At 40.9% G+C, this 23,848-nt stretch carries 28 protein-coding genes; 21 read left to right on the top strand and 7 right to left on the bottom strand.

Annotation, left to right across the window (positions count from 1 at the left end; all coding sequences use genetic code 11):
• Positions 1 to 13: 13 nt before the first annotated feature.
• The 8 genes from MUO14_RS05440 to MUO14_RS05405 all read left to right on the top strand — a co-directional run bounded on the left by MUO14_RS05440 (position 14) and on the right by MUO14_RS05405 (position 4,265).
• Positions 14 to 565, top strand: a complete 552-nt coding sequence (locus MUO14_RS05440; protein WP_244754060.1) for a DUF6470 family protein — start codon at positions 14 to 16, stop codon at positions 563 to 565.
• A 19-nt stretch (positions 566 to 584) separates the two neighbouring features.
• Positions 585 to 1,037, top strand: coding sequence for a flagellar assembly protein FliW (fliW, locus tag MUO14_RS05435; RefSeq protein WP_244754059.1), 453 nt, complete (start codon positions 585 to 587; stop codon positions 1,035 to 1,037).
• Positions 1,024 to 1,251, top strand: a complete 228-nt coding sequence (csrA, locus tag MUO14_RS05430; protein WP_244754058.1) for a carbon storage regulator CsrA — start codon at positions 1,024 to 1,026, stop codon at positions 1,249 to 1,251. Before fliW ends, csrA begins: the two co-directional genes overlap by 14 nt.
• Positions 1,252 to 1,376: 125 nt before the next feature.
• Positions 1,377 to 2,435, top strand: a complete 1,059-nt coding sequence (locus MUO14_RS05425) for a flagellin N-terminal helical domain-containing protein (protein WP_304654214.1) — start codon at positions 1,377 to 1,379, stop codon at positions 2,433 to 2,435.
• Positions 2,436 to 2,691: 256 nt separating this feature from the next.
• The gene (locus MUO14_RS24700) at positions 2,692 to 2,889 is read left to right on the top strand and encodes a flagellin (protein ID WP_396265808.1); all 198 of its coding nucleotides are present in this window, start codon (positions 2,692 to 2,694) and stop codon (positions 2,887 to 2,889) included.
• A gap of 73 nt (positions 2,890 to 2,962) precedes the next feature.
• Positions 2,963 to 3,214, top strand: a complete 252-nt coding sequence (locus tag MUO14_RS05415; protein WP_244754057.1) for a hypothetical protein — start codon at positions 2,963 to 2,965, stop codon at positions 3,212 to 3,214.
• Between the two features lie 222 nt (positions 3,215 to 3,436).
• Complete coding sequence (locus MUO14_RS05410) at positions 3,437 to 3,805, top strand: zinc-ribbon domain-containing protein (protein ID WP_244754056.1); 369 nt, start codon at positions 3,437 to 3,439, stop codon at positions 3,803 to 3,805.
• Positions 3,806 to 4,070: 265 nt separating this feature from the next.
• Positions 4,071 to 4,265 (top strand): hypothetical protein, encoded by a 195-nt coding sequence (locus tag MUO14_RS05405; protein ID WP_244754055.1) that lies wholly within the window; start codon positions 4,071 to 4,073, stop codon positions 4,263 to 4,265.
• Positions 4,266 to 4,331: 66 nt separating this feature from the next.
• On the opposite strand, the gene MUO14_RS05400 is transcribed toward MUO14_RS05405, so the two are convergent.
• Genes MUO14_RS05400 through MUO14_RS05390 form a run of 3 tightly spaced genes read right to left on the bottom strand, consistent with a single transcriptional unit; the run spans position 4,332 to position 6,884 of the window.
• Positions 4,332 to 5,330: an ABC transporter substrate-binding protein gene (locus tag MUO14_RS05400; RefSeq protein WP_244754054.1), complete on the bottom strand. Its 999-nt coding sequence runs from the start codon at positions 5,328 to 5,330 to the stop codon at positions 4,332 to 4,334.
• Between the two features lie 17 nt (positions 5,331 to 5,347).
• The gene (locus MUO14_RS05395; RefSeq protein WP_244754053.1) at positions 5,348 to 6,109 is read right to left on the bottom strand and encodes an ABC transporter permease; all 762 of its coding nucleotides are present in this window, start codon (positions 6,107 to 6,109) and stop codon (positions 5,348 to 5,350) included.
• Positions 6,087 to 6,884, bottom strand: a complete 798-nt coding sequence (locus MUO14_RS05390; protein ID WP_244754052.1) for an ABC transporter ATP-binding protein — start codon at positions 6,882 to 6,884, stop codon at positions 6,087 to 6,089. Before MUO14_RS05390 ends, MUO14_RS05395 begins: the two co-directional genes overlap by 23 nt.
• 330 nt (positions 6,885 to 7,214) lie before the next feature.
• On the opposite strand from MUO14_RS05390, the gene MUO14_RS05385 reads away from it, so the two are divergent.
• The 13 genes from MUO14_RS05385 to MUO14_RS05325 all read left to right on the top strand — a co-directional run bounded on the left by MUO14_RS05385 (position 7,215) and on the right by MUO14_RS05325 (position 20,642).
• Positions 7,215 to 8,759: a flagellar hook-associated protein 2 gene (locus MUO14_RS05385; RefSeq protein ID WP_244754051.1), complete on the top strand. Its 1,545-nt coding sequence runs from the start codon at positions 7,215 to 7,217 to the stop codon at positions 8,757 to 8,759.
• A 26-nt stretch (positions 8,760 to 8,785) separates the two neighbouring features.
• On the top strand, positions 8,786 to 9,175 hold the full coding sequence (gene fliS, locus MUO14_RS05380; RefSeq protein ID WP_244754050.1) for a flagellar export chaperone FliS: 390 nt from the start codon (positions 8,786 to 8,788) through the stop codon (positions 9,173 to 9,175).
• A gap of 5 nt (positions 9,176 to 9,180) precedes the next feature.
• Positions 9,181 to 9,528, top strand: coding sequence for a flagellar protein FliT (locus tag MUO14_RS05375; RefSeq protein WP_244755478.1), 348 nt, complete (start codon positions 9,181 to 9,183; stop codon positions 9,526 to 9,528).
• 12 nt (positions 9,529 to 9,540) lie between these two features.
• Complete coding sequence (locus MUO14_RS05370; RefSeq protein ID WP_244754049.1) at positions 9,541 to 9,924, top strand: DUF8042 domain-containing protein; 384 nt, start codon at positions 9,541 to 9,543, stop codon at positions 9,922 to 9,924.
• 280 nt (positions 9,925 to 10,204) lie between these two features.
• Positions 10,205 to 10,759: a ribosome hibernation-promoting factor, HPF/YfiA family gene (hpf, locus tag MUO14_RS05365; protein WP_244754048.1), complete on the top strand. Its 555-nt coding sequence runs from the start codon at positions 10,205 to 10,207 to the stop codon at positions 10,757 to 10,759.
• A 284-nt stretch (positions 10,760 to 11,043) separates the two neighbouring features.
• Positions 11,044 to 11,244 (top strand): hypothetical protein, encoded by a 201-nt coding sequence (locus MUO14_RS05360; protein WP_244754047.1) that lies wholly within the window; start codon positions 11,044 to 11,046, stop codon positions 11,242 to 11,244.
• A gap of 199 nt (positions 11,245 to 11,443) precedes the next feature.
• Positions 11,444 to 13,963 (top strand): preprotein translocase subunit SecA, encoded by a 2,520-nt coding sequence (secA, locus tag MUO14_RS05355; RefSeq protein WP_244754046.1) that lies wholly within the window; start codon positions 11,444 to 11,446, stop codon positions 13,961 to 13,963.
• Positions 13,964 to 14,036: 73 nt separating this feature from the next.
• A protein-coding gene (prfB, locus tag MUO14_RS05350) for a peptide chain release factor 2 (protein WP_244754045.1) occupies positions 14,037 to 15,138 on the top strand; the annotation gives its coding sequence in 2 pieces (ribosomal slippage) (positions 14,037 to 14,108 and positions 14,110 to 15,138; 1,101 coding nt in all).
• Between the two features lie 418 nt (positions 15,139 to 15,556).
• A complete protein-coding gene (gene cccB, locus MUO14_RS05345) occupies positions 15,557 to 15,925 on the top strand; it encodes a cytochrome c551 (protein WP_244754044.1) in 369 nt (122 codons plus the stop codon).
• Between the two features lie 358 nt (positions 15,926 to 16,283).
• A complete protein-coding gene (ftsE, locus tag MUO14_RS05340) occupies positions 16,284 to 16,970 on the top strand; it encodes a cell division ATP-binding protein FtsE (RefSeq protein WP_244754043.1) in 687 nt (228 codons plus the stop codon).
• Entirely contained in the window at positions 16,960 to 17,853 is an 894-nt protein-coding gene (ftsX, locus tag MUO14_RS05335; protein WP_244754042.1) for a permease-like cell division protein FtsX, read from the top strand. The genes ftsE and ftsX overlap by 11 nt, the downstream gene beginning before the upstream one ends.
• Before the next feature lie 24 nt (positions 17,854 to 17,877).
• Positions 17,878 to 19,326, top strand: a complete 1,449-nt coding sequence (locus MUO14_RS05330; RefSeq protein WP_244754041.1) for a murein hydrolase activator EnvC family protein — start codon at positions 17,878 to 17,880, stop codon at positions 19,324 to 19,326.
• 164 nt (positions 19,327 to 19,490) lie between these two features.
• Positions 19,491 to 20,642 (top strand): D-alanyl-D-alanine carboxypeptidase family protein, encoded by a 1,152-nt coding sequence (locus tag MUO14_RS05325; RefSeq protein ID WP_244754040.1) that lies wholly within the window; start codon positions 19,491 to 19,493, stop codon positions 20,640 to 20,642.
• Positions 20,643 to 20,708: 66 nt separating this feature from the next.
• Here the strand turns inward: MUO14_RS05325 and MUO14_RS05320 are convergent, their stop codons facing one another.
• The 4 genes from MUO14_RS05320 to MUO14_RS05305 all read right to left on the bottom strand — a co-directional run bounded on the left by MUO14_RS05320 (position 20,709) and on the right by MUO14_RS05305 (position 23,699).
• Positions 20,709 to 21,068: a spore coat protein gene (locus MUO14_RS05320; RefSeq protein WP_244754039.1), complete on the bottom strand. Its 360-nt coding sequence runs from the start codon at positions 21,066 to 21,068 to the stop codon at positions 20,709 to 20,711.
• Between the two features lie 29 nt (positions 21,069 to 21,097).
• Positions 21,098 to 21,241: a hypothetical protein gene (locus tag MUO14_RS05315; protein WP_244754038.1), complete on the bottom strand. Its 144-nt coding sequence runs from the start codon at positions 21,239 to 21,241 to the stop codon at positions 21,098 to 21,100.
• Between the two features lie 164 nt (positions 21,242 to 21,405).
• Positions 21,406 to 22,479 (bottom strand): NAD(P)H-dependent flavin oxidoreductase, encoded by a 1,074-nt coding sequence (locus tag MUO14_RS05310; protein ID WP_244754037.1) that lies wholly within the window; start codon positions 22,477 to 22,479, stop codon positions 21,406 to 21,408.
• 230 nt (positions 22,480 to 22,709) lie between these two features.
• Positions 22,710 to 23,699 carry an ABC transporter substrate-binding protein gene (locus tag MUO14_RS05305; protein WP_244754036.1) on the bottom strand — a complete coding sequence of 330 codons (990 nt, stop codon included), beginning with the start codon at positions 23,697 to 23,699 and terminating at the stop codon, positions 22,710 to 22,712.
• Positions 23,700 to 23,848 lie beyond the last annotated feature (149 nt).

Here is a 23,848-nt window from a genome sequence, read left to right as displayed (position 1 = left end):
AGGAGGGATGCGGATGTCCATATCTAAGGTTCAAATTCACACAACAGAGGCTAGAATTGGAATAAATGTTCAAACAGGAAAACAAACGATTCGTCAGCATAAAGTCGAACAGTCGATCCAGCAGCCGAAAGCGGACATGACCATTCGCCAACGTCCAGGGAAACTAACGATTGATCAAACGAAGGCCTGGCATAACCTAGATTTGAAAAATGTGCTTGTACGGACGGAAGAGTTAGTTGGGGAAGCAAGACAGATTTGGTTAGAGGGCATTGCCCGTGTTTCTCGTGAAGGGGATGAATTGATGCGGATCGAGGACGGTGGTAATCCAATTGCGGCTCATGCGAAGCAGAATGCCGGGTTTGAATTTACGATGCAGCCTGGGGGGCGGCCAGTTTATGATTTAGTTGATTTTAACTATGTGCCAGGTGAAGCTGAGATTTCCGTTGACCCTCAAGATCCCATTATTAAGGCGCAACCCCGGGAACCTGAAATTTCTTATCAGTCGGGAAATGTTGATATTTATATGAAACAATACGGTGACATTCAAATTGATTGGAAAGTGTAATACAAAGGATGGATGAAAAATGAAGATTGAAACGAAATATTTTGGTATTGTTGAGGTAGAGGAGAACGAAAAGATTCGTTTTGAACAAGGATTGCCGGGATTTGAGGGCTATCGTTCATTTGTGCTGTTGCCTGTTGATGAAACTGGGGTCTACTATGCTCTGCAGTCTTGTGAGGAGCCGAGTGTTTCCTTGATTGTTGTGAGCCCTTACTTATTTTATAAAGCGTATGAATTTGAATTGGGCGAACAAATGCAACTTGATTTAGGGATTGGAAAGCCAGATGATGTGGTGGTTTATAGTGTTGTAACTTTGAGGGAGCCATTTAAAGAATCTACCATCAACCTGCAGGCTCCTATTATTGTTAACGTGAATAATGGAAAAGCAAAGCAGTTGATTCTAGTGGATGAAGTCTATCAAACTAGACATTCTCTTGGTCACGAAGAAGGCGGTGAACAGCATGCTCGTCCTTAATCGCAAGGCTGGGGAGTCGATTCGCATTGGTGACGATATTGAGTTGAAAGTTGTTTCCGTTGAAGGCGGGCAAGTGAAGCTGGGTATTGATGCACCGAAGCATGTGGAGATACATAGGCAGGAAGTTTATGCTGCGATTCAGAGTGAAAATACGGAAGCGGCTACGTTCTCTGAGAATTTGTTGGATCTGTTAAAAAGTTCAAAAAATGATTAAACTCCTATGGAAGTCGTCCGATATAAGTAATGTAGCACATTACAAAGTCGGCCGGCTTTTGTTTTGTAAACAAAACAGCACCTCACAAGGACGTGGGATGACCTATTCAAGGAGGAATTATTAAAATGAGAATTAATCACAACATCGCGGCACTTAACACGTATCGTCAGTTAGGGCAAGCTAACAATGCTATGTCTGGATCAATGGAAAAACTATCTTCAGGTTTACGTATCAACAATGCTTCTGATGATGCAGCAGGTCTAGCAATTTCTGAAAAAATGCGTGGGCAGATTCGTGGTTTAGACATGGCTTCTAAGAATGCTCAAGACGGCGTAAGTTTAATACAAACTGCTGAGGGCGCACTGAATGAAACACATAGTATACTGCAACGTATGCGTGAATTAGCTGTACAATCTTCTAGTGATACTAATACTGAAGCGGATAGAAAAGAACTACAAAAAGAAGTTGATCAATTAGCTTCTGAAATAGATAGAATTGGCAATACTACAGAATTTAATACACAAAAACTCTTGAACGGTGATAAGGAAGGGCTATCAGCTGCCAAAACAGGTTCTTATGATATCCAAAGTAATACAAGAGCCGATATAACAGTAGGTACTACAGATACAGATTTAATAGATACCTCAGGTACTATTACAATCACTCGTGTAAATAATGAGGCAGGAGAAACACAGTTTGTTGTGGATGACCCAGCTGGAACAGGATTCGCGTTGGATGTTGACACTGAAGCAGCTGCTGCGATTACTGGAACAGGTGATACGGTTTCAATTGGCGGTTTGACAGATATGGGCGTTGGTGAAAGTGTGACTATTACCTTTAATAAGGCAGAAGCAGCTCAGACTGATGCTTCTAAATCCTTATCACTTCAAATTGGCGCGAACAGTGGTCAAAACCTATTGGTAGGAATTGAAGATATGAGATCTGAGGCTCTAGGTCTTCGTGATGCTAATGGAACTGCTATAGACATTACAAGTTCAGGTAAAGCGTCAACAGCTATAACTACTATTAACAATGCTATTGAAACTGTTTCTGGAGAGCGTTCTAAACTAGGTTCATATCAAAATCGCTTGGAGCATACAATTAACAATCTTGGAACGTCATCAGAAAACCTAACTGCTGCGGAATCTCGTATCCGTGACGTAGATTATGCTTTAGCTGTATAAGCTAAGCACAGTCGTCCTAGCTGGTAACGGCTAGAGATCATTATCGGGTGAATTGCTGGAAACCCCTTAGAACTTTTCTTACCACAACGTAGTTGGAAACGACATGCGTGAAGGTGTGAAAAAAGAAAGGATTGGGCGATCAGCAGCCAAGCTCCTGACTTGAAAGAGTGGAGAAGGTTCAACGACTAGGATAAACCATCTAAGGAGAAAGCTATGATGATGAAATCCGTAGGTGACACAATGTAGGTTCAACATTGTGAATCCGAAGTGCCCGACCCCTACTAGAATGCTAGAGGGTGAAGATATAGTCTGGTCATTTATGAAAATAAATGTTCGCACGATGGCGAAAGAAATGATGAACCAAACAAAACAAAGTATCCTTGCACAAGCTTCTCAAGCAATGCTTGCAAAAGCAAATCAACAACCACAAGGTGTACTTCAGTTATTACGTTAATATTTAGATTACAATATGGAGACTCTAGCTATGCTAGGGTCTTCTTTTTGATATGTAGAAGGTGGTGAAAGAGATGGAGTTAGTTGAAAAATACTTAAAGATTCAAATTTCTTGGTTGATTATACAAATTTACTTACAAAATGATGGAGTCAGTCTAGATGAAAATATAGACCATTGGGAGGCTATACAATATCTTTTATATTGGAATGTGATCCCTGTTAATTTATTTGAAGAGTTGTATGCTTTATTGGAGAATGACGAAGTAATCCTAAATGTTCATGAAATACATTCCAGACTATTAGAAATGTTGAAGAATATAGATTGAAGTAATTCGAGAGCCTGACCCCGATAGGTTAAATTGCCTCCTCATAGTCACCACCTATGATAGGCTTGCTCTACGATGGAAACTTTCTTTTAATACTAGGGTTTAGAGATTCTATATTTTATTGAGGTAAGCCACTTTCTTTTTCGTGACCCTAAGGTCGCATATTCGTTCAATGGAACTCATATACATGGATGAATGTGCCATCAAGATAGGGGGAGTTACGTGTATTGTTCAACATGTGGAAATGAAATTAAGGATGATGATGCTTTTTGCCAAGGTTGCGGTAAACAACTTGATACTGATCAAGGTTCTGAAAGCCAACATTCTCATCCTCAAACTTCTGTCACCAATTACTCCCATTCAAGTAGCCAAGTTCCATCAAAGAATCATAAGACTTATATCATTTTGGGTTGGGTATTCTTTGGAATTTCTATACTCTTTATCCCAATCCTTTTTGGTGCCGGAGCCTTTATAATGGGTTTTTTAACGTACAAGAATAATAATGATACCCATGGTGTTATTTTAATGGTGATGGCAATAGCGGGTGCTATTTTAGGATCTTTGTTGGGAATGGCAGCGGCACCTTATTAATAACTTGGTAAGAATTAAGAGTTGTTGTTAATAATAAGTTGACTATAGTAACGAGAGTCCATTCTAAACGAGTGGGCTTTTTGTTTTAACGGTATAGGGGATACTTCTTCCTTTTCATGATGCAAGTGGGGTCGGAGGTTCCAGGATATAGAAATATAGTCTCATTCATCGGAGCGAAGATGTTGAATCCTAGGGAGAGGCAGGTGGTTATTGAAACTAAAGAGGCTAAGGCTTTAGTAGACACCTATTTTTAGGAGAGATAGCCTTGAAAACAGAATTCCTTGATCTAGAGAATGCACGACGGTTGGAAGAAACTGTGAAGGATGGTGTTTATGTAAGACCGAATACACCTTCTAAAGTGAGAGACTCAATTACTAAGAAGAAGATTGAGGCTTTGAAAAAGCGTAAAGCAAAGACTCAAGAGACATTGGACAAGGGGACTAGGAAAAGTTCAACTTAATAGAGTAAAACAAACCTATTTTTTTTCATAAACAAAAAGCCAGCCGCTCCCGGCTGGCTTTATCTATTATTTAATAAAACTCGTATCCACTAGCCCTTCTAAATCAGGCTTCTTCTTCAAAAACTCAAGCTCATAAGAAGAATTCGCAAAATCCTGCAGTGTATTTCCGTCAATGTCATAAGTGAAATCGATACGTTCCCATGCATTGTCAATGACGGATTTAGATAGCTCTTGATCAGTGATCTCTTTAATCTTATCAATCGCGATGGTTTTCGCTTCTTCTGGATTGTCTTTAATAAACTCTGTTGCTTTCTTATGGGCGTCTACGATGCTTTGCACCATGTCTGGGTTATTTTTGACTAAGTCTTGGGATGTTACAAACACGGCGGCTGGTAATGTTTCGCCATAAGCGACTTCAGGTGTATCTACGAGAACTTCGCCGCTGCCTTGTGCTTCGATAACAGATGCCCATGGTTCAGGGACTGTGGCTGCATCGACGTTTCCTGCGTTAAACATGCTGTGATAGGTGGCTGGTTTTCCTGTGACGTGTTTCATTGTTCCATCAATGCGGTCAGAGGTGATGTCGTATTCTTCCATCATCATGGTTTCGAATTGGACGTCATGTGTACAGCCGACGCGTGGGGAGATGAAAGTTTTTCCTTTTAAGTCTTCGGGTGTTTCGATGTTGGCGCCTTTTCTGGCCATAATCACGGTTCCGCCGGTTGATCCTGCAGCTACGACGTTAATCTTCGCGCCGCTTGTAAAGTGGTTCATGGCTGGGCCTGGTCCGACGAGGCCGCCTTGTACTTCGCCTGTTTCGACAGCCGTCATGAATGCTGAGCCATCAGGGAAGTATTTGTAGTTTACTTTTGTTCCATCTGGCAGCGTTTCTGAATAGAGGTCTTGTTCTTCGGCTACCATGCCGGCAACGTGGTTAATGTTTGGGAAGTATCCGATGGTAATTTCTTTTGATCCGTCTCCACTTGCTTCTTGCTCGCTGCTTCCACAGGCAGCTAATATGAGACTAAGTGTAATGAGTGTCATAATTGATAAAAATTTCTTCATGTACATTCATCCTTTCTTTATTTTGCTAAACCCCATCGTTTCATAACATTTTTCTCTAACTTGGAAAATACGAGCTGATCGACGACGGCGCCTATCACTCCGATGATAATAATAATGCCAATGACTTGATCCATACGGGCATAATCTTGTGCGTATCTCAGTGAATAGCCTAAGCCCGGTCCGTTACTGAGTAATTCCCCGGCCATTAAGGCGCGCCAACTGAAGGCCCAGGCGAGTCGAACACCTGACATGAAGTATGGGATACTTGCTGGGACTTCAACAAGGTAAAATAAGCGGAATCCTTTTGTTCCCATTGTTCTGGCTGCCCTTACGAGGTGAGGGGGGACATTATGAATGGCTGATCGGACGTTTAAGGCCATAACGAATGTTCCTCCTAAAACGACGACGAAAATGACGGCAAATTCTGTGAAGCCAAAGAGCATAATGGCAAGCGGTACCCAGACGATACTTGGGATACTTTGCAGGGCGATTAAGTACATTCCAGCGGTTTCATCTGCCTGTTTTGATTTTCCAAAAATGACCCCAACGATCGTGCCAAACAAGATCGCCATTGACATTCCAGAGAGCAAATGCTTAAAGCTTGCTCCTAACGCTTCGACAAGGTCTCCACTTGCGAATCCTTCATATAATGCTGTCCAAACTTGATTTGGTGATGGGAAAATAATATCTTCAAACACATTTGCTGAATAAATCAGCTGCCATAATCCGATGATTGCGACTAAAAATAATACACGTTTAACGACTATATTCAATTTCATTTGATAGCTCTTCCTTTAAGACTTTGTTAATTTCGCCTTCAAGCAAATCCATGACTCTCTTCTCAAGTTCGATGATTTCTTTATTATCTCGTTTTCTTGGTCTAGGTATATCTATTGTAAAATCGGCGATGATTCGTCCGGGGCGCGTTCCCATAACGACGACACGATCTGATAGTTTGATAGCTTCTTGGATGCTGTGTGTAACGAAGAGAATGGTTTTTTGTGTTTCTTGCCAAATTTTTATTAACTCATCGTGCAGGATATGGCGTGTTTGTTCATCGAGGGCACCAAATGGTTCATCCATTAGCAAAACTTTAGGGTCCATAGCTAGTGCCCGGGCAATGGCGACACGCTGCTGCATCCCTCCTGAGAGTTCATAGGTGAAGCTTTGCTTGAAACGGCTTAAGTGAACCATTTTTAAGAAGTGATTGGCACGGTCGTTGGCTGCTTTTTTACTCATTGTTCCTTTTAATGGGAAGGTGACGTTGTCGCGGACATTGAGCCAGGGAAATAAGGAAGGCTGCTGGAAAACCATACCGCGGTCGGGTCCGGCTTGCTTTATTTCTTTTTCTTGCAAGGTGATGGTGCCCTCTGTAGCCTTCTCGAGTCCTGCGACCATAGACAATAGTGTCGATTTCCCACATCCTGAAGGCCCTAGGATGGATACGAATTGGTTTTCGGATATACTTAAGTCAATATCGGAAAAAACTTCAAAGGACGATTGCTGATCTTGATCGGTAAAGGTTTTTCCAACATGATTCATTTGTAAAAACAACGAACTACCCCCTTATGACTATAATTCCTATCAAAAAAGTCGGCTTTAAACATTGTATTAAATTATACAGATTTGTTGACAGTGGTGTCAATTGTTTTTCTTACTAAAAGTAAGCGGATTCTATCCGCACCATGCTTGGTTCTAACCTAACGTCAGAGGATTTTTACGAAATGGAAAAAGATTCTTCCCTGATTTGAAATCATTCTGACTAAATGCCGAGTGATTCGAACTTAACCCGATTTTTTCTTATTATGTATTCAACTCTGTTCAACTATTGCCGATATAAAGAAAAATAGATGTGTTGACGATAAAAGATTAGAAGGTGAACATATGAGTGATATGCGGATAGGCGGTTTGGCATCCGGGATGGATATTGATAAGCTTGTGAACGATTTAATGAGAGCAGAACGCCAGCCTTTGAATAAAATGGAACAAGATAAAACGTGGACGGAATGGCAGCGTGATGCCTATCGTGACGTCAATAAGCAGCTTTTTGAGTTAGATAGTATGACACTTGATATGAATCTATCAAAAACCTATCAATCGAAAGAGGTTACGTCACCATCTTCAGCAATTAGTGCGGAGGCTTCTGCAGGCGCTGGGGAAGGGAATTACAATGTTCAAGTGACCCAGATGGCCACAGCGGCTTATAATTTGAGTGAGACAAGGCTATCGAAAGCGGGCGAACAAATTGATCCAACAGCCTCATTGTCGTCGGAAGAAAGTAAGTTTGCCAATGGTTTTGATGGGGGTGACTTCACTATTACAACCTATGGAGAAGATGGTCCTTCCACACAAACGTTCTCTATCGATATGGAACAGTCCTTAAATGAAGTGTTAGATGAGATTAGTAATTCTGATTTAGGCTTACGAGCTTTTTATGACAGTAGTGCGGATAAGATTATGATTGAACGCACACAAACAGGTGATTACAATACGGACAACTCTCAGTTTCTAGGGGCCGAGATCGGTTTTGATAGTACTACTGCAGGATTTCTTTCTAATACTTTAGGAATAAAAAATGGTGATAATTCTTCTGGGACTTGGAAGCTGAATGAAAAAGGCGGGCAGGATGCTGCATTCAAATACAATGGCTCTTTAGAAATTACAACTCATGATAATAATTATACATTAAACGGTGTCACCTTTAACTTTCATGCGGTGATGGATACGGCAGTCAATGTAAATGTATCGAACAATATTGACAGTGCTGTTGAGAACATCACGAAGTTTGTAGACAAGTATAATAAAGTTATTGAGAGTTTGAATGAACAAGTATCAGAGAAACGGTATCGTGATTTTCCTCCTCTCACTGAGAAACAAAAAGAGGATTTGGAAGAACGGGAGATTGAACTTTGGGAAGAAAAAGCAAAAAGCGGGATGCTTCGTAATGATTCTACGATCCAGAATGCCTTATTTGAAATGCGTTCCAATTGGTACGGCACGGTTGATACTGGTGGAGAATATACACAGTTGTCGCAAGTTGGGATTAAAACGAGTGCCAACTATTTAGATGGTGGCAAGCTTTTGATTACGGAAGACGAGCTGCGAGAGGCTCTAAGGGAAGACCCAAAGGCTGTCCAAGAGTTATTTGCAGGAAACAGTGAAACAGGAAGTAAAGGGATTATTGATAAGTTGGAAGAGACGATCGCTGACACCCGTCAAACCATTGAGCGTAAAGCCGGTAAACCAACGAGTACCGAAGAAACGTACATGCTGGGCCGGCGACTTGAAGATATGGAAGATCGGATGGAGGCGTTTGAGGATCGTCTTGTTCAAATTGAGGACCGTTATTGGTCACAATTTGGCCAAATGGAACAAGCTATTCAGCAATTAAACTCTCAGTCCGCCTTTTTGATGTCAAACTTTGGCTAACATTTTTCAAAAGGAGTGTCGGGTAGATGTCGATTCAAGCCTACCAAAATAATTCAGTAGAAACAGCTTCCCCAGGAGAGCTTACGCTTATGTTATACAATGGATGCATTAAGTTCATTCGTTCAGCGAAGAAAGCGATAAGCAATGGTTCCATCGAACAAAAGAATGCCTCGATCCAAAAAGCTCAGGCCATCATTCGAGAGCTAATGCTGACAATGAATCAGGATTATGCTGTATCAAAAGAGGTCCTTCCCCTTTATGATTATATGAACCGTCGGCTGATGGAAGCGAACAGTCAAAACGATAGCGCGATCCTTGATGAAGTAGAAGGTCTCGTTACTGAATTCCGTGATACGTGGAAGGAAGTTATTTTGCAAACGAGAAAAGCCCAGCACGGGGCAGGCGGGAATGCGTAGTGACTATGTGGGAACAGTTCGCCTTGGTTACTGCCCAGCTTGATGAAACGGTTCATCAAAAGGTAACAGATCAGAACCGGAAGGATGTTTTAGAAGAAGTGGAGAAGCTCTTGGATCAGCGGGAACAGTTTTTAACAAAGCTTCCACAGCCTCAAACTTCAGAGGAGCAAGCGGTGATCGAAAGAATTATCAAACGAGAACCGACATTGAATCAAAAGCTTGAATTTTTGTTAAACGATCTGAAGGTCGATTTACGCAACATGAAAAAGCAGAAATCCAGCAAGCAGCGTTATACGAACCCCTATCAAAGTGTTTCGGCATATGATGGGATGTTTATGGATCACAAAAAATAGTAGGAGACGATTATGTCAGAATTAACAGCTGCCCAACATCACATGCTCCAAGAATATAAACAATTGTTAGCGGTTATTAGTGAGGGATTCGAATACTTAGAAAATAATTTAGAGAAAGAAGCATTACCGCAAGTCCAGCAGGTGTTTGAAGATATACTAGTTGCGTTTCAACAAATAAGTCATACACATGAAAGTCTTCTTGAACTTCTTCAAGAAGAAGCGCGTACAAGAGAGCTTGTGAACGAGTTTCACGATATCGTCAAGCTGCTTGAGAAATGGTTCACACTAGGAACCAATCAAGAAAAGCGCCAATTACTTATTCAGGAGGTCATTCCTGTTTATGAAAACTGGCGTTCCCGGATGCAGTCATTCATTAATCCCTATACAGCCCATTGAGTGAGTAGAAGCGCCTCGTTTTATATAAAACAAGGTGCCTCTTTTTTTATTAAAAATCCCCCTTTTTTGAAAGAAATATTCTGCCGTAATCGAGTTTGAATTCGTTTGTTGGTGTCGAAAAAACACTTATCATGCACTGATTAAGCTCTATTCTGCAATGATCTACTAGGTTTCAGCATTCCCTGACACCATTTCGTCAAAAAATTCCGAAAGTTTATGCAGGAATGAGGCAGGGTATGGTAGAATATAAACACATAAGGATGAAAGGAGGACACTTGTAATGAATTACAACATTCGTGGTGAAAATCTTGAGGTGACGGATTCCATAAAGGAATATGTGGAGAAAAAGGTGAGCAAGCTTGAACGCTATTTTGACACTCCGCTAACTTCAGAAGTTCACGTAAATTTAAGTGTCTATAATGATGAGCAGACCATTGAGGTAACAATTCCGATGAAGAACTTGCTTCTTCGTGCAGAGGAACACAATACTGACTTATACGCTGCCATCGACCTTGTGGTGGATAAACTTGAAAGACAAATCCGAAAGCATAAAACGAAAGTCAACCGAAAATCTCGACAAGAAGGTGCTCCTAAATACGTCTTTGCTGAACTGGAAAGGGAAGCACAACAGCAACAGCTTGCAGTAGAAGATGAATCTGATATTGAAATTGTAAGAACGAAGCGCTTCGATCTTAAGCCAATGGATAGTGAAGAAGCCGCACTTCAGATGGATATGCTTGGACACGCATTCTATGTGTTTACCAACTCTTTAACAGACGAAACGAACATAGTTTATAAACGTCGAGATGGTCGTTACGGCTTAATCGAAACTTGATAAGTTATCTTAAAGGAACAGCAGTCCCGTAAATATGGGGCTGCTGTTCCTTTGTTATAGTACGTATGTGATTACGGACGTTCATCAAAGCTCTATTTTTTGTGGGAAAAGCACTAATTACTTACATTTAGTTTTTCCATTATCGATGAGAAATGATTTTTTAAGTCGTAAAAACTCGTTTTATGAAATCAAAAGATTAATTGAAGTGGATAACCATGCATTTTCCTTCCTATATAAGAGGTGTTATAACTAAGTTGTATCATACCTGCCAGGGAGGCGAACCAATGAAAAATACTTATATGTGCTCGGACTGTGCTCATCTTTACCAAAAGATGCGGCAACAGGAAGAAACCATTGCCCAGCTTGTTGAAATAATCGGTGCCACGAATCGCCGTGTTTATGATCTCGATCAAAGACAACTAGGCATAACGCATGAGCTTATTCGTGAGCGACAACCTCGTTTTGTTACCTCTTCTACCTCTTAATCGCCTCCTCCAAATAGACAATCCATCCCCGGATTGTCTATTCGTCTGTTATGTAAGTGAAGCTGGTCCAGCATCTGTACTTTAGTAAGGCGCTCTACGCATGGCCTGTTTGTTGTCAGCCTGCTTCCCTTAGTGTTATGATAAAGAATGGATTATACTACTCAACCGAAGATTGGAAATCAATAGAGGAGCGGTTGCAATGCTTGGAACTTTAAAGAAAATATTTGGTGATGATAATACACGTCAACTCAAGCGTCTGGGAAAGATAGCTGAGCAAATTGATGCCCTAGAATCTGATATGGAACAGCTTTCAGATGATGGGTTAAGAGAGAAAACAAATGAATTTAAACAACGCTATGAAAAAGGCGAAAAACTGGATGATATGTTAGTCGAAGCCTTTGCGGTCGTTCGTGAAGGTTCTAAACGTGTGCTTAATATGCGCCCGTTTACGGTTCAGCTTATAGGTGGAAATGCCTTACATGAAGGAAATATTGCCGAGATGAAGACAGGGGAAGGGAAGACCTTAGCCTCTACCATGCCTGCCTATCTTAATGCAATTACAGGCAAAGGTGTTCACATTATAACGGTCAATGACTATTTGGCAAGCCGTGACGCCACAGAAATGGGTGAGCTTTATAAGTTTCTTGGACTGACAGTCGGTCTTAACACGAATGGATTGTCTAAGGATGAGAAACGTGAAGCCTATGCTGCTGATATTACCTATGGAACAAACAATGAATTCGGTTTCGATTATTTGCGCGACAATATGGTTTTATATAAAGAGCAGATGGTTCAACGTCCGCTCCATTTTGCCATCATTGATGAGGTTGACTCGATTTTAATTGATGAAGCCCGTACACCGCTCATTATATCCGGTACGGCTTCGAAATCAGCTGATCTCTACCAATCGGCGAATTCGTTCGTTCGATTGCTTAGTAGTGAAGAAGACTTTACCTATGATGAAAAAACGAAAAATGTTCAATTGACGGAAGAAGGAATTAATAAGGCTGAGAAGTTTTTCAAGATTGAAAACTTGTTTGACTTATCCAATGTCTCACTGATTCACCACATTAATCAGTCATTAAAAGCTCACGTAACTATGCATCGTGACACCGATTATGTCGTCGATGAGGGTGAAGTGGTGATCGTTGACCAATTCACCGGGCGCCTTATGAAAGGCCGCCGTTATAGTGATGGTTTGCACCAATCGATCGAAGCAAAAGAAGGCCTTCAGATTCAAAATGAAAGCATGACCTTAGCATCGATTACCTTCCAAAACCTTTTCCGTATGTATGAAAAACTATCTGGTATGACGGGTACAGCGAAAACGGAAGAAGAAGAATTCATGAACATTTATAATATGCGGGTTGTCATGATTCCGACGAACAAGCCGATCGTTCGTGATGATAAGGCAGATCTCGTCTATAAAACAATGGATGGGAAATTCAAAGCTGTTGTCGAGGATATTAAAGAACGTTACCAAAATGGACAGCCTGTGCTTGTCGGTACAGTTGCTGTTGAAACGTCTGAGATCATTTCACGTTATTTAACAAAAGCGAAAGTGCCGCACAATGTGTTAAACGCGAAGAACCACTTCCGTGAAGCAGAGATCATTGAAAATGCTGGTCAAAAAAGTGCGGTTACTATTGCAACGAACATGGCTGGACGTGGTACAGACATTAAACTAGGAGAAGGCGTTATTGAAGCCGGAGGTCTTGCTGTTATCGGTACAGAGCGACACGAGTCTCGTCGGATCGATAACCAGCTTCGTGGTCGTTCAGGACGTCAAGGTGATCCTGGTATGTCGCAATTTTATCTAGCCACGGACGATGAGTTAATGCGCCGCTTCGCTTCAGATAATATGCGGGGCATGATGGAACGTCTAGGTATGGATGATTCCCAGCCAATTGAAAGTAAAATGATTTCCCGTGCTGTTGAATCTGCTCAAAAACGAGTGGAGGGCAATAACTTTGACGCACGTAAAACAGTGCTTTCTTATGATGATGTACTTCGTCAGCAGCGTGAAGTGATCTATAAGCAGCGTTATGAAGTGCTGACTTCAGATAACTTGCGTGAGATTATTGAACAGATGATTGAGCGTACAGTTGTAGAAACCGTTCAAGTCCATACGGCAGATGAAGAAGATGAAAACTGGGATCATGCAGCTATTGTTGAGTATCTTCGTGCCAATCTTCTTGACGAAGGTGACATTACGGTAAGTGACCTGAAAGGGAAAGAGCCTGAGGAAATGCAAGAGCTTATTTTGGAAAAAGTGAAGATGCGCTATGACGAGAAAGAGGAAGAACTCTCAGAAGAACAAATGAGAGAATTCGAAAAGGTTATCTTGCTTCGTTCTGTCGACCAAAAATGGATGGACCATATCGATCAAATGGACCAGCTCCGTCAAGGGATTCATTTGCGTGCCTACGGTCAAAACGATCCATTGCGTGAATATCAATTTGAAGGCTTTAGTATGTTTGAAAAGATGGTCAAAACGATTGATGAAGAAGTCGCACGCTATGTCATGAAAGCTCAAATTAGAAGCAACTTGCAGCGTGAGGAAGTGGCTCAGGGAGCAAAAGCTGTTTCCAGCAGTAGCGGTGAAGAAAGTAAAGAAAGTAAAAAGAAATCGCCTTATGTGAAGAAAGATACTGTTGGGCGGAATGATCCTTGCCCATGCGGCAGTGGTAAGAAATACAAAAACTGTCACGGAAAGTAATAGGATATTGAGGCACTCTCTGCTTGGGAGTGTCTTGCCTTGTGTTTAACGAACATTAATAGGAGTGATCTAGATGGATATGGCAGAAATTCGCCACGAGTTAGATAATACAGCTAAGCAGTTAGCTGATTTCAGGGGGTCTCTTTGACGCCGATCAAAAGAAGATACGCATTGCTGAGCTTGAAGAACAAATGACTGAACCCGGATTTTGGGATGACCAGGATACCGCTCAAACGGTGATTAATGAAGTAAATGCTTTGAAGGGACTGGTCCATACCCTTGAGGATCACGAGGAAACCCATGAGAACCTTGAAGTGTCTTATGAGTTGGTTAAAGAAGAAGAGGATGAAGATCTTCGTGCAGAACTTGAAGAGCAAGTTGGAAAATTGACATCTGACTTAAATCAATTTGAACTCAACATTTTGTTAAGTGAACCTTACGATAAAAACAATGCGATCCTCGAACTGCACCCAGGCGCAGGTGGGACCGAGTCTCAAGACTGGGCAAGCATGCTTTTGCGTATGTACACAAGGTGGGCCGAGAAAAAAGGATTCTCCGTACAAACGATGGATTATCTTGCTGGAGATGAAGCGGGAGTGAAAAGTGTTACCTTACTCATTAAAGGCCACAACGCATACGGTTATTTGAAGGCTGAAAAGGGAGTACACCGCCTCGTGCGTATCTCGCCATTTGATTCTTCCGGCCGCCGTCACACTTCATTTGTGTCGTGTGAAACCATGCCAGAATTTAATGATGAAATTGAAATTGATGTGCGGACAGAGGACTTGAAGATTGATACTTACCGTTCAAGCGGGGCGGGCGGGCAGCATGTCAACACGACAGATTCAGCTGTTCGAATCACTCACCTCCCAACAAACACGGTGGTTACTTGTCAGTCCGAGCGTTCTCAAATTAAAAACCGTGAGCAGGCAATGAAGATGTTAAAGTCTAAGCTCTACCAGTTGGAAATCGAGCGCCAGCAAGCTGAGATTGACGACATCCGTGGCGAGCAGAAAGAAATCGGCTGGGGCAGTCAAATTCGTTCTTACGTTTTTCATCCTTATTCGATGGTAAAGGACCACCGTACGAATGTAGAAAATGGGAACTCCCAGGCTGTCATGGACGGTGAACTCGATAAATTTATAAATGCTTATTTACGATCTAAAATGAATTAATCGTTCCCCTTGTCATGCTTAGACAAGGGATTTTCGTTTTTGCGTTTGAATATGAAACTTTCTTCGCGGAAATAATGAGAAAGTCACGAATAAAACTAAATAGCGGCTCAATCGCGCAACCTAAACCCCTTCTTTCCTGCCACGAAAGCGATGCCGAAAGAAATACTTACAATTGTGGACAAGCCGACAATTCAGTATATGGTCGAGGAAGGATATGCGTAACGAGGTCTTCAAGAATTTGTTGAAAAAGAAGCATCAAAATTATAAAGATGGTTACACTATAAACAGATCTTATTAGGTTTTAGCTATATGTGTTGTCCCTAGAAGGAAATCTTTAGAAGAAAATGGTTTTAAAGCAATTTAAATGGGTTATACTAAAAACTATCATGGCTATTTTTATCTACAAGGAGGTACAAGAATGAATAAGAAATTGTTAACAGCATTGTTTGGAACAGCATTAGTCTTAGGTGCCTGTGGAGGCGGAGGCGGTGATGAAGGGACTGACACTGGCGGAGGAGATAACGGGGGAGGTTCAACGAGTCAGGAGCAAGCTGGTGGAGACGTTGATACTCAAGCAGCAGAGCAAGCTTATGAGCAAAGCTGTGCCAGTTGTCACGGCGGGGATCTTACAGGAGCAGTAGGCCCTAACCTAACTCAAGTTGGATCTAAATATTCTGCAGATGAAATTGCTGATATTATTAAAAATGGTAAAGGCCAAATGCCGGCCCAAGGTGGAAACGTGGAAAATGTTGAAAACTTGGCCAACTGGTTAGCAGCAAAGAAATAAGAATCTTTATACTTAATGAACCCGACTGAAATTCAGTCGGGTTTTTTAGCGGCTGTATGCCATTTTTTTAAAATTGCAAATCAGAATTTCACATTATGTATTTTCCCACTATCGGAAATATCTCTGATATCACGGTATTTTAACGGTTATCAGCTCTCCAAAAGCCGGCAGGATTTTTAAAAGATTTGACGAATTTTATCTATATCACGATATTCTTGAAATATAAATGTAATAATTTTATGTCTAATAATATCGAAATTAGATGTTATAATGAACGAGGACTGTGACTTGTACGTTACATTGATTGAAGAAATGGCAGCTTAGAGTGACAACAATTAAGGAGTTAAGGTGAAGCAATATGATAGAAATGAAGGGAGTCTACAAGACTTATCCTAATGGTGTTACGGCTTTAAATGGAGTCGATGTACATATTGATCAAGGGGAATTTGTTTATATAGTTGGTCCAAGTGGTGCAGGGAAGTCAACTTTTACGAAGTTGATGTTCCGTGAAGAAAAGCCAAGTGAAGGGTCAGTTATTGTTAACGATTATAATTTAGCAACGATTAAAGAGCGGAAAGTTCCATATTTACGCCGAAATATTGGTGTAGTTTACCAAGATTTTCGATTACTTCCCAGATTAACCGTTTATGAAAACGTCGCATTTGCTTTAGAGGTTATTGAAGAATCTCCAAATCAAATTCGACGTCGCGTTATGGACGTTCTGGATCAAGTGCGTTTGAAAAATAAGGCTCGGTTTATTCCCGATGAATTGTCTGGGGGAGAGCAACAGAGAGTATCGATCGCACGTGCAATTGTCAATCATCCGAAACTGCTCATTGCAGACGAACCCACGGGGAACTTGGATCCTGATACCTCATGGGAAATCATGCACATCCTAGAGGAAATTAACGGAAATGGGACTACAGTTCTTATGGCTACTCATAGTCAAGAGATTGTAAACACCATACGCAGACGTGTGATTGCAATTGAGGATGGGCAAATCGTAAGGGATGAAGCACGGGGGGAATACGGCTATGAAATTTAGAACCCTCGGCAGACACACACGTGAAGGAAGTAAAAGTGTTTGGCGTAACGGATGGATGACTGTTTCCGCGATTGGAGCTGTGACGACAACACTGTTGCTTGTCGGTGTTTTTTTGGCACTCATGCTTAATTTGAACGAGATCGCGTCAAATATTGAAGATGATGTAGAAGTTAAAGTCTTACTTGAGCTGACAGCTTCAGAGGAGCAAATTACTAATCTAAGGGAACAAATTGAGGACATTTCTGAAGTTGGAGCGATTTCTTTTTCTTCAAAAGAAGAAGAATTAAATCAACTGATTGATAGTCTTGGTGATAAGGGACAAGCTTTTGAATTATTTAAACAAAGTAACCCTTTAAATGACGCGTTTGTTATTAAACCGGAAAACCTTATAGATGCGGTTGATATAGCGGAAGAAATAGAACAGATGGAGCATGTGTATCAGGTAGATTACGGTGAAGAAGTCGCTCAGCAGATTTTCCAGTTTAACCAATATGCAAGAACAATCGGACTGGCATTAATTATTGGACTTGTCTTTACAGCTATCTTTCTTATTTCAAATACGATCAAAATAACAATTATCGCTCGACGCAAGGAAATTGGAATTATGAAACTGGTTGGAGCAACGAATTCGTTTATCCGTTGGCCGTTTTTTATCGAGGGACTGCTATTAGGTGTCCTTGGATCAATTATTCCAATTGCTGCGGTAGGTACAGGGTATTATTATCTTTATTTCAACTTGCGAGATAAGATTCAATTTGAATTTATTGAACTGCTGCCATTTTATCCATTTGCCTTGCAGCTATCAGGAATTATTTTGGCAATTGGGGCCTTCATTGGCGTTTGGGGAAGCGTAATGAGTGTTCGTAAATTCTTAAAAGTATAAGATATGGGGAGGAGAAAGGATTCGATGAAAAAGATAAACACAGCAATGTTTGCGGTTTTATTCGTAGCAGGGTCCCTACTATCCACAACGGGAAGTGTATTGGCCAATTCAGAACTAGATAACGTGAAAGACAAGTTAAATGACTTACAAGGTGAACAAGGCAGTGTAAATGAACAGCAAGGTGAGATTTCAGAGAAGAAAGAAGAAACTCAAAGTAAAATTTCAGAGAATGAAGAAGAGCAGTCAGAAACAGAGTCTCAGATCGCTTCAATTGATAAGGAACTATCAGAGACTCAAGAAAAACTTCGCGCTAAAGAAGACGAGATTAAAAAAAATGAAGAAGCCATTCAGAGAAATGAAGCAGAGATCAAAAAGTTGGAAGAAGAAATAAAAGCACTCAAGAAACGTATTGAGAAAAGAGAAGAGCTTTTAACAGAGCGTTTACGTGCTATGCAGCAAAGCGGTGGAGACATTAAATATTTAGAAGTAATTATGGGCTCCCAAAACTTTGGGGATTTCATTGATCGCGCATCTGCAGTAACAACGATTATGGACCAGGACAAAGATATCATGGATACCCATATGGCTGAGAAAAAACTGCTAGAGGAAAAGAAAGTTGAAGTAGAAGAAAGAAAGCAAGAATTAGAGAAGCAAAAGCAGGAATTAGAGAAACAGAAACAAGAATTAGATGCTATTAAGCAGGAACTTGATGGGAAATTAGCAGAAAAAGAAGAGCTGATGGCTGATCTTGAACTTCAGCATGAACAGCTTCACAAGCATAAAATGGATCTAGAAGAAGAACAATCGATATTGAGTAATCAGGAAGCAACGATACAACAGGCAATTGAAAATGCAAAAAGTGAACAGTCACAAATCCAAGCAGAGATTGAGAGACAACAGGAGCTGGAAAGACAGCGTGAACTTGAAAGACAAAGAGAAGCTGCTGCAGCCAAAGAAGCACAAGCTGGCAGTTCTGACGCTAACTCCGACTCCGACTCTGGCTCTAGCTCTAACTCTAACAGCGTAAGTGCAAGCAGTTCACCTGCTCCAGAGCCAACACCTGCGCCAGTCGCTTCTAGTAGTAATTTCATGCGTCCAGCCAGCGGCCCTGTTACTTCTGGATATGGTCCCCGCGGGGGAAGCCAACATCCAGGGATTGATATTGGAGGGAACGGAAGACCAGTTGTAGCGGCTGCTTCCGGTACAGTATTAAAATCCTATTATTCTAGCAGTTATGGAAATGTTGTATTTATTACACACTATATTGATGGACAAGTATACACAACTGTTTATGCCCATATGCAAAACCGTAATGTAAGCACCGGTCAATCTGTAAGTAAAGGGACACAACTTGGTCTGATGGGTACAACTGGTAATTCCACCGGACCACACTTGCATTTTGAATTACATGAAGGTTCTTGGAATGCATCAAAGAGTAATTCTACTAACCCTAGAAACTATGTAAACTTCTAGATGATAAAAGCAATAAGTAATGCACACCATGTCGATAGACGGACATGGTGTGCATTTTTCGGAGTGGTGTGCAAAACTTCAAGGTATTATTTTTTATAAGCAAGCAGAAAGTTAGGTAATTCAGTTTTATGAAGTTTATATTAATAGTATGGGGAGGCAATAACATGAAAAAAATGCTACTGATCATAACAGCTGTAATAACTATCTATTCGTTATTGGTTCCCACGACATTTGCTCAATCGGATGCCTCTCCCCCAACCATAGTAAGCGAAGCTGCCATTGTTATGGATGCCAAGTCGGGCGAAGTAATTTACGAGAAGAATGCGAAGGCCCAAAAGTATCCTGCTAGCCTAACTAAAATTGCAACCGCCATTTACACGATAGAAAATGCTGACCTAGATGAGAAGGTTACAGTCAGCAAAAACGCAAGGCATACTGAGGGTACTAGGGTCTATCTTGAAGAAGGGGAACAAGTAACTCTAAAGAAACTCCTTCAGGGGTTGTTGATCAATTCAGGTAATGATGCTGGTGTAGCGATTGCTGAACACCTGAGTGGCACTGTGGATCAGTTCGCTACTGAGATAAACAACTACTTAAAGAATGACATTGGTGTAAAAAACACCCATTTTAAAAATCCCCACGGCCTTTTTAACTCTGAACATGTAACTACAGCAGAAGACTTAGCAACCATTACTCGGTATGCCATGGAAAATGAAGTGTTTAGAAACATATTTGGCACAAAAAAGTTTGAATGGAGTGGTGAGGCCTGGGATACAACACTTTTTTCCCATCATAAACTAATGAGGAAAAAGCCATACGAGGAAATTATCACAGGTGGAAAAACCGGTTATGTGGATCAGTCGGGATTCACTTTGGCTACCACGGCTAAGAAAGAGAACGTTAGTTTAATTATTATCACTTTGAATAGTGATGCTCAACGGGGCGCATATAATGATACAATGAAGTTACTGGAGTATGGATTCGGAAATTTCGAGACTTCCAGTATTCCAAAAGGGACAACATTTGTGGGTGAGGGAACAGATTATATAACCTCAAAAAAGTTATATTTTACTCATCCATTAAATGAGCAAGTGAAAAAAGAAGTGAAAGAAGACGGCAGCTTGCATATTACCGATCAGAATGGTAAGATCCTATCCTCCTTTCAACTAAGTGAAATTAATAATGATACAGAAGATGTTAGACAAGCAAAAAGTATGAGCACGGTGGATTCTGGGTTACCAATGGAGAACCAGCTTCCCAATTTGTTCATCAGTATTGGTTTAAGTATTGTTGATTTGTTCTATAAGTATACTTGAGAAACAAAAATAGGAAACTGCCAATTACCTTTTCGGGAGAATGGCGGTTTCCTATTTTTGTTTGTATTAATTGTATTCATGAAAAAGGGTCTGAAAATGCTGGTAAGTGTTGATTTGATCAGCTACACCAACATGGGGTGAGAATGACCATCCTCTTTGCTTAATCACTTCTGCAAAACCTTCTTGCAATGTTATCTGCTGTAATGCCATTTCAATATGGGCATACCTAACATTTGTGTCCCTCATCATAAGGGCAGAGGTAAAGTTTGTTTCTGCCATAGACTTTGATGCAGCATGTGATTCTAGAGCGATCCATTTGTTATCATGAGAAAAACTGTGGTGGCCGAATGCGTCGGCAGAAGATGGGTTTTTCATAGAATACAGCAAAGGGGGTACTTCAACATATCCACTATGGTAGGGATTCATCAAGGTTAACATCACTCTGACGTGAGCACTCATCGTATTTTTTGTATGCTGAGGATCTCTTTCAAGGCTACGATGGATACCATGCTGTGGTAACGTTTAAGTTTACTAATTATCCCTTTATGTGTGGTCAAATGTTCGGCCATTAATCCTAAATCTACAACTGGTAATGTCATGGCGCCCGCCTCCATATAAATTAGTGCTCTTATAGCTATATGAAGGAGGACGATATTGGTTAACCACCTATGAGTTTAGTGATTGTGTTTGGATGGGGTGACTTTGTCCTCTAGAAGAGATAAGGTTGAATGAAAAACAGGCTGTCGGGGGAAGAACAGCCTGTTTATGAATCGTTATTAAATGTTGTGAGAATCACTTCTGTATCTTTTATGATACTTAATAAAAGATCTGTTGCAGATGTTTTCTGGCTGAGTAGTGGACTCTGTCCAGCCCAGAGCGACATATAGTGAGGTTTGTTTTGTTCAGCAGCTGCCTTTCTTATCCCTTTTGTTAATGTGTTCTGAATAGGATAATCCGGCAAAATATTCTCGTGTTGGCGCATCTCCTGAATGAACTGGTTATCTATCCCTCTGGCTGGTTTCCCGCTAAATGTAGTGGTCACTGTAGTAGCGTCTTCTGTACTAGTAGTAATCGCTTCCTTATGTTGCTTCTTAGCTCCGCTCTCTTCACTAGTAACAAAGGCAGTTCCCATTTGCACTCCTTGAGCACCCAACATCAGGGCAGCGATTACGCCGCGGGCATCCATTATCCCGCCAGCGGCAATGACAGGAATAGACACATGATCAACCGTCTGAGGTACCAACGACATTGTTCCGATCATGGAGTTTTCAAATGGACGATCGAATGTCCCTCGATGTCCTCCGGCTTCACTTCCTTGAGCAACCACTGCATCCATTCCTGCTTCTTCATTTAGAATCGCTTCTTTGACGGTAGTTGCTGTGCCAACTAACAAAATATGATGTTCTTTTAATTTATCGATCACAGGTTTGGATGGAATCCCGAACGTAAAGCTGCAAATCGGCACTTGCTCTTCAATGATTTTGTCGATTTGCTGCTCAAATACACGGGGGACTTCACCATCGTTTGCTTTTATTGCTAAGTCATTTAAGAAAGGCTGTAACAGCTTGTTGGCTTTTTCTATTTGTTCTGGGTTGTGTTTTGGTGTTTCGGGAACAAATACATTTACTGCAAATGGATGTTTCGTCTTTTGTTTAATGTCTTGAATGAGCGTCTGCATTTCCTTAGGGTCCATATACCCTGCTCCTAGCGACCCTAGTGCCCCGGCATTTGAAACAGAGGCTACAATTTCTGACGTAGTGACTCCGCCAGCCATGCCTGCTTGGATAATTGGAAACTTAATGTCTAACGTTTCGGTTAATTTCGTTTGGTTCCACAATTCGTACCCCTCCACAAGAACAGTTTCTTTAACCTTAAGTGAGGGCTTGCGTAAACACAAGTGAAATAGGTTAGGTATTATGCGGAATGCTCCTAGTTACCATTAAAAAATTCCCCCTCTTTGGAATAGTGATCTTCTTATGTGTTTATCCTTGATCGTGTTGGAAAAGTGTTTATTATAAAACAACGAAAAAGCAGGCGAGGGATAACCCTAAGCCTGCTTTACAAGTCTTACTTAAAATATTCTTCTATGTCCTCAAGCATTTTATTGGCTGCAATGACCCCGCCTGCTGTATTCCAAATCGCGTCATCAACTTTTTTTACGTTACCTTCCTGGACGGCACTCAGTTTCTTCCAAAGTGGATTCGTTGTCCATTCTTCTTCTGTTGCCAGTGCTTCCTTGTCGCCATCTGGCGCATAAGTGAAGTGGAAAATATGATCTCCGTCCATCTCAGGGATTAACTCTTTGCCAACTTCTACAGCAAATACACCCATTTTGTTATCTTCATCGAATAATTTCTTTTGTTCTTCTACGCGGTTAAAACCAATCTGTTCAAGAATAATACCGGAAAATGAGTCTTTCCAATAGATTCTAGTTGTTCCAGCCATGAAACGTACAACAGATATCTCTTGATTTACTTTATCACCAAGGCTTTTTCTTACTTTTTCAACATGGGCATCAAAGTCATTAAGAACTTCTTCTCCTTTGTCCTCACGGTTTAAAGCTTTAGCGTAGAGTTTAAAGTTTTCTTGCCAATCTCCTCTTAATGTTTCAGAGAATACAGTTGGGGCAATCTGACTCAGCTTGCTGTACATATCTTCTTGACGCATTTTATTACCGATAATTAAGTCAGGTTTTAAAGAAGCAATTTTTTCCAAGTTAATTTCACTTTCCACTCCTACGACTTCCACGCCTTGCATGTCTTCACTAATATGATTATACCAAGGATCTCCTAACCAAGACTCTACAGCACCAACGGGTTTAACCCCCATAGATAACAGTGCTTCTGTTCCTTCGTTTGTTAGAATAACGACTTTTTCTGGAGTGCCGCTAATTTCTGTTGTACCCATTGCATGTTCTACAGTGTAACTTGATTCATCGCTTGCAGATGTACCTTCTGCATTTGTTTCTTCCTCATTTGTACTTCCACAGGCCGCCAGTACGATTAGTGTAAAAAGGGCAAGAACCGTAAAAAAACTAGTTTTTTTATGTAATTTCATCTTTCTGTACCTCCCATTTAGTGATATTATGAAAATGATAATCATTTTCAATTGAAGAGCCTACTTCATAATATAGCAAGTGTTGAATGCCTGTCAAGGTATATATTGTAAATGATTTTCAAACTCCTATATCAATAGTTCTACAGATA

The organism is Halobacillus shinanisalinarum, from assembly GCF_022919835.1.
GTDB classification, from domain to species: Bacteria; Bacillota; Bacilli; order Bacillales; family Halobacillaceae; genus Halobacillus_A; species Halobacillus_A shinanisalinarum.
This window is presented reverse-complemented; position numbering and strand designations above follow the sequence as displayed.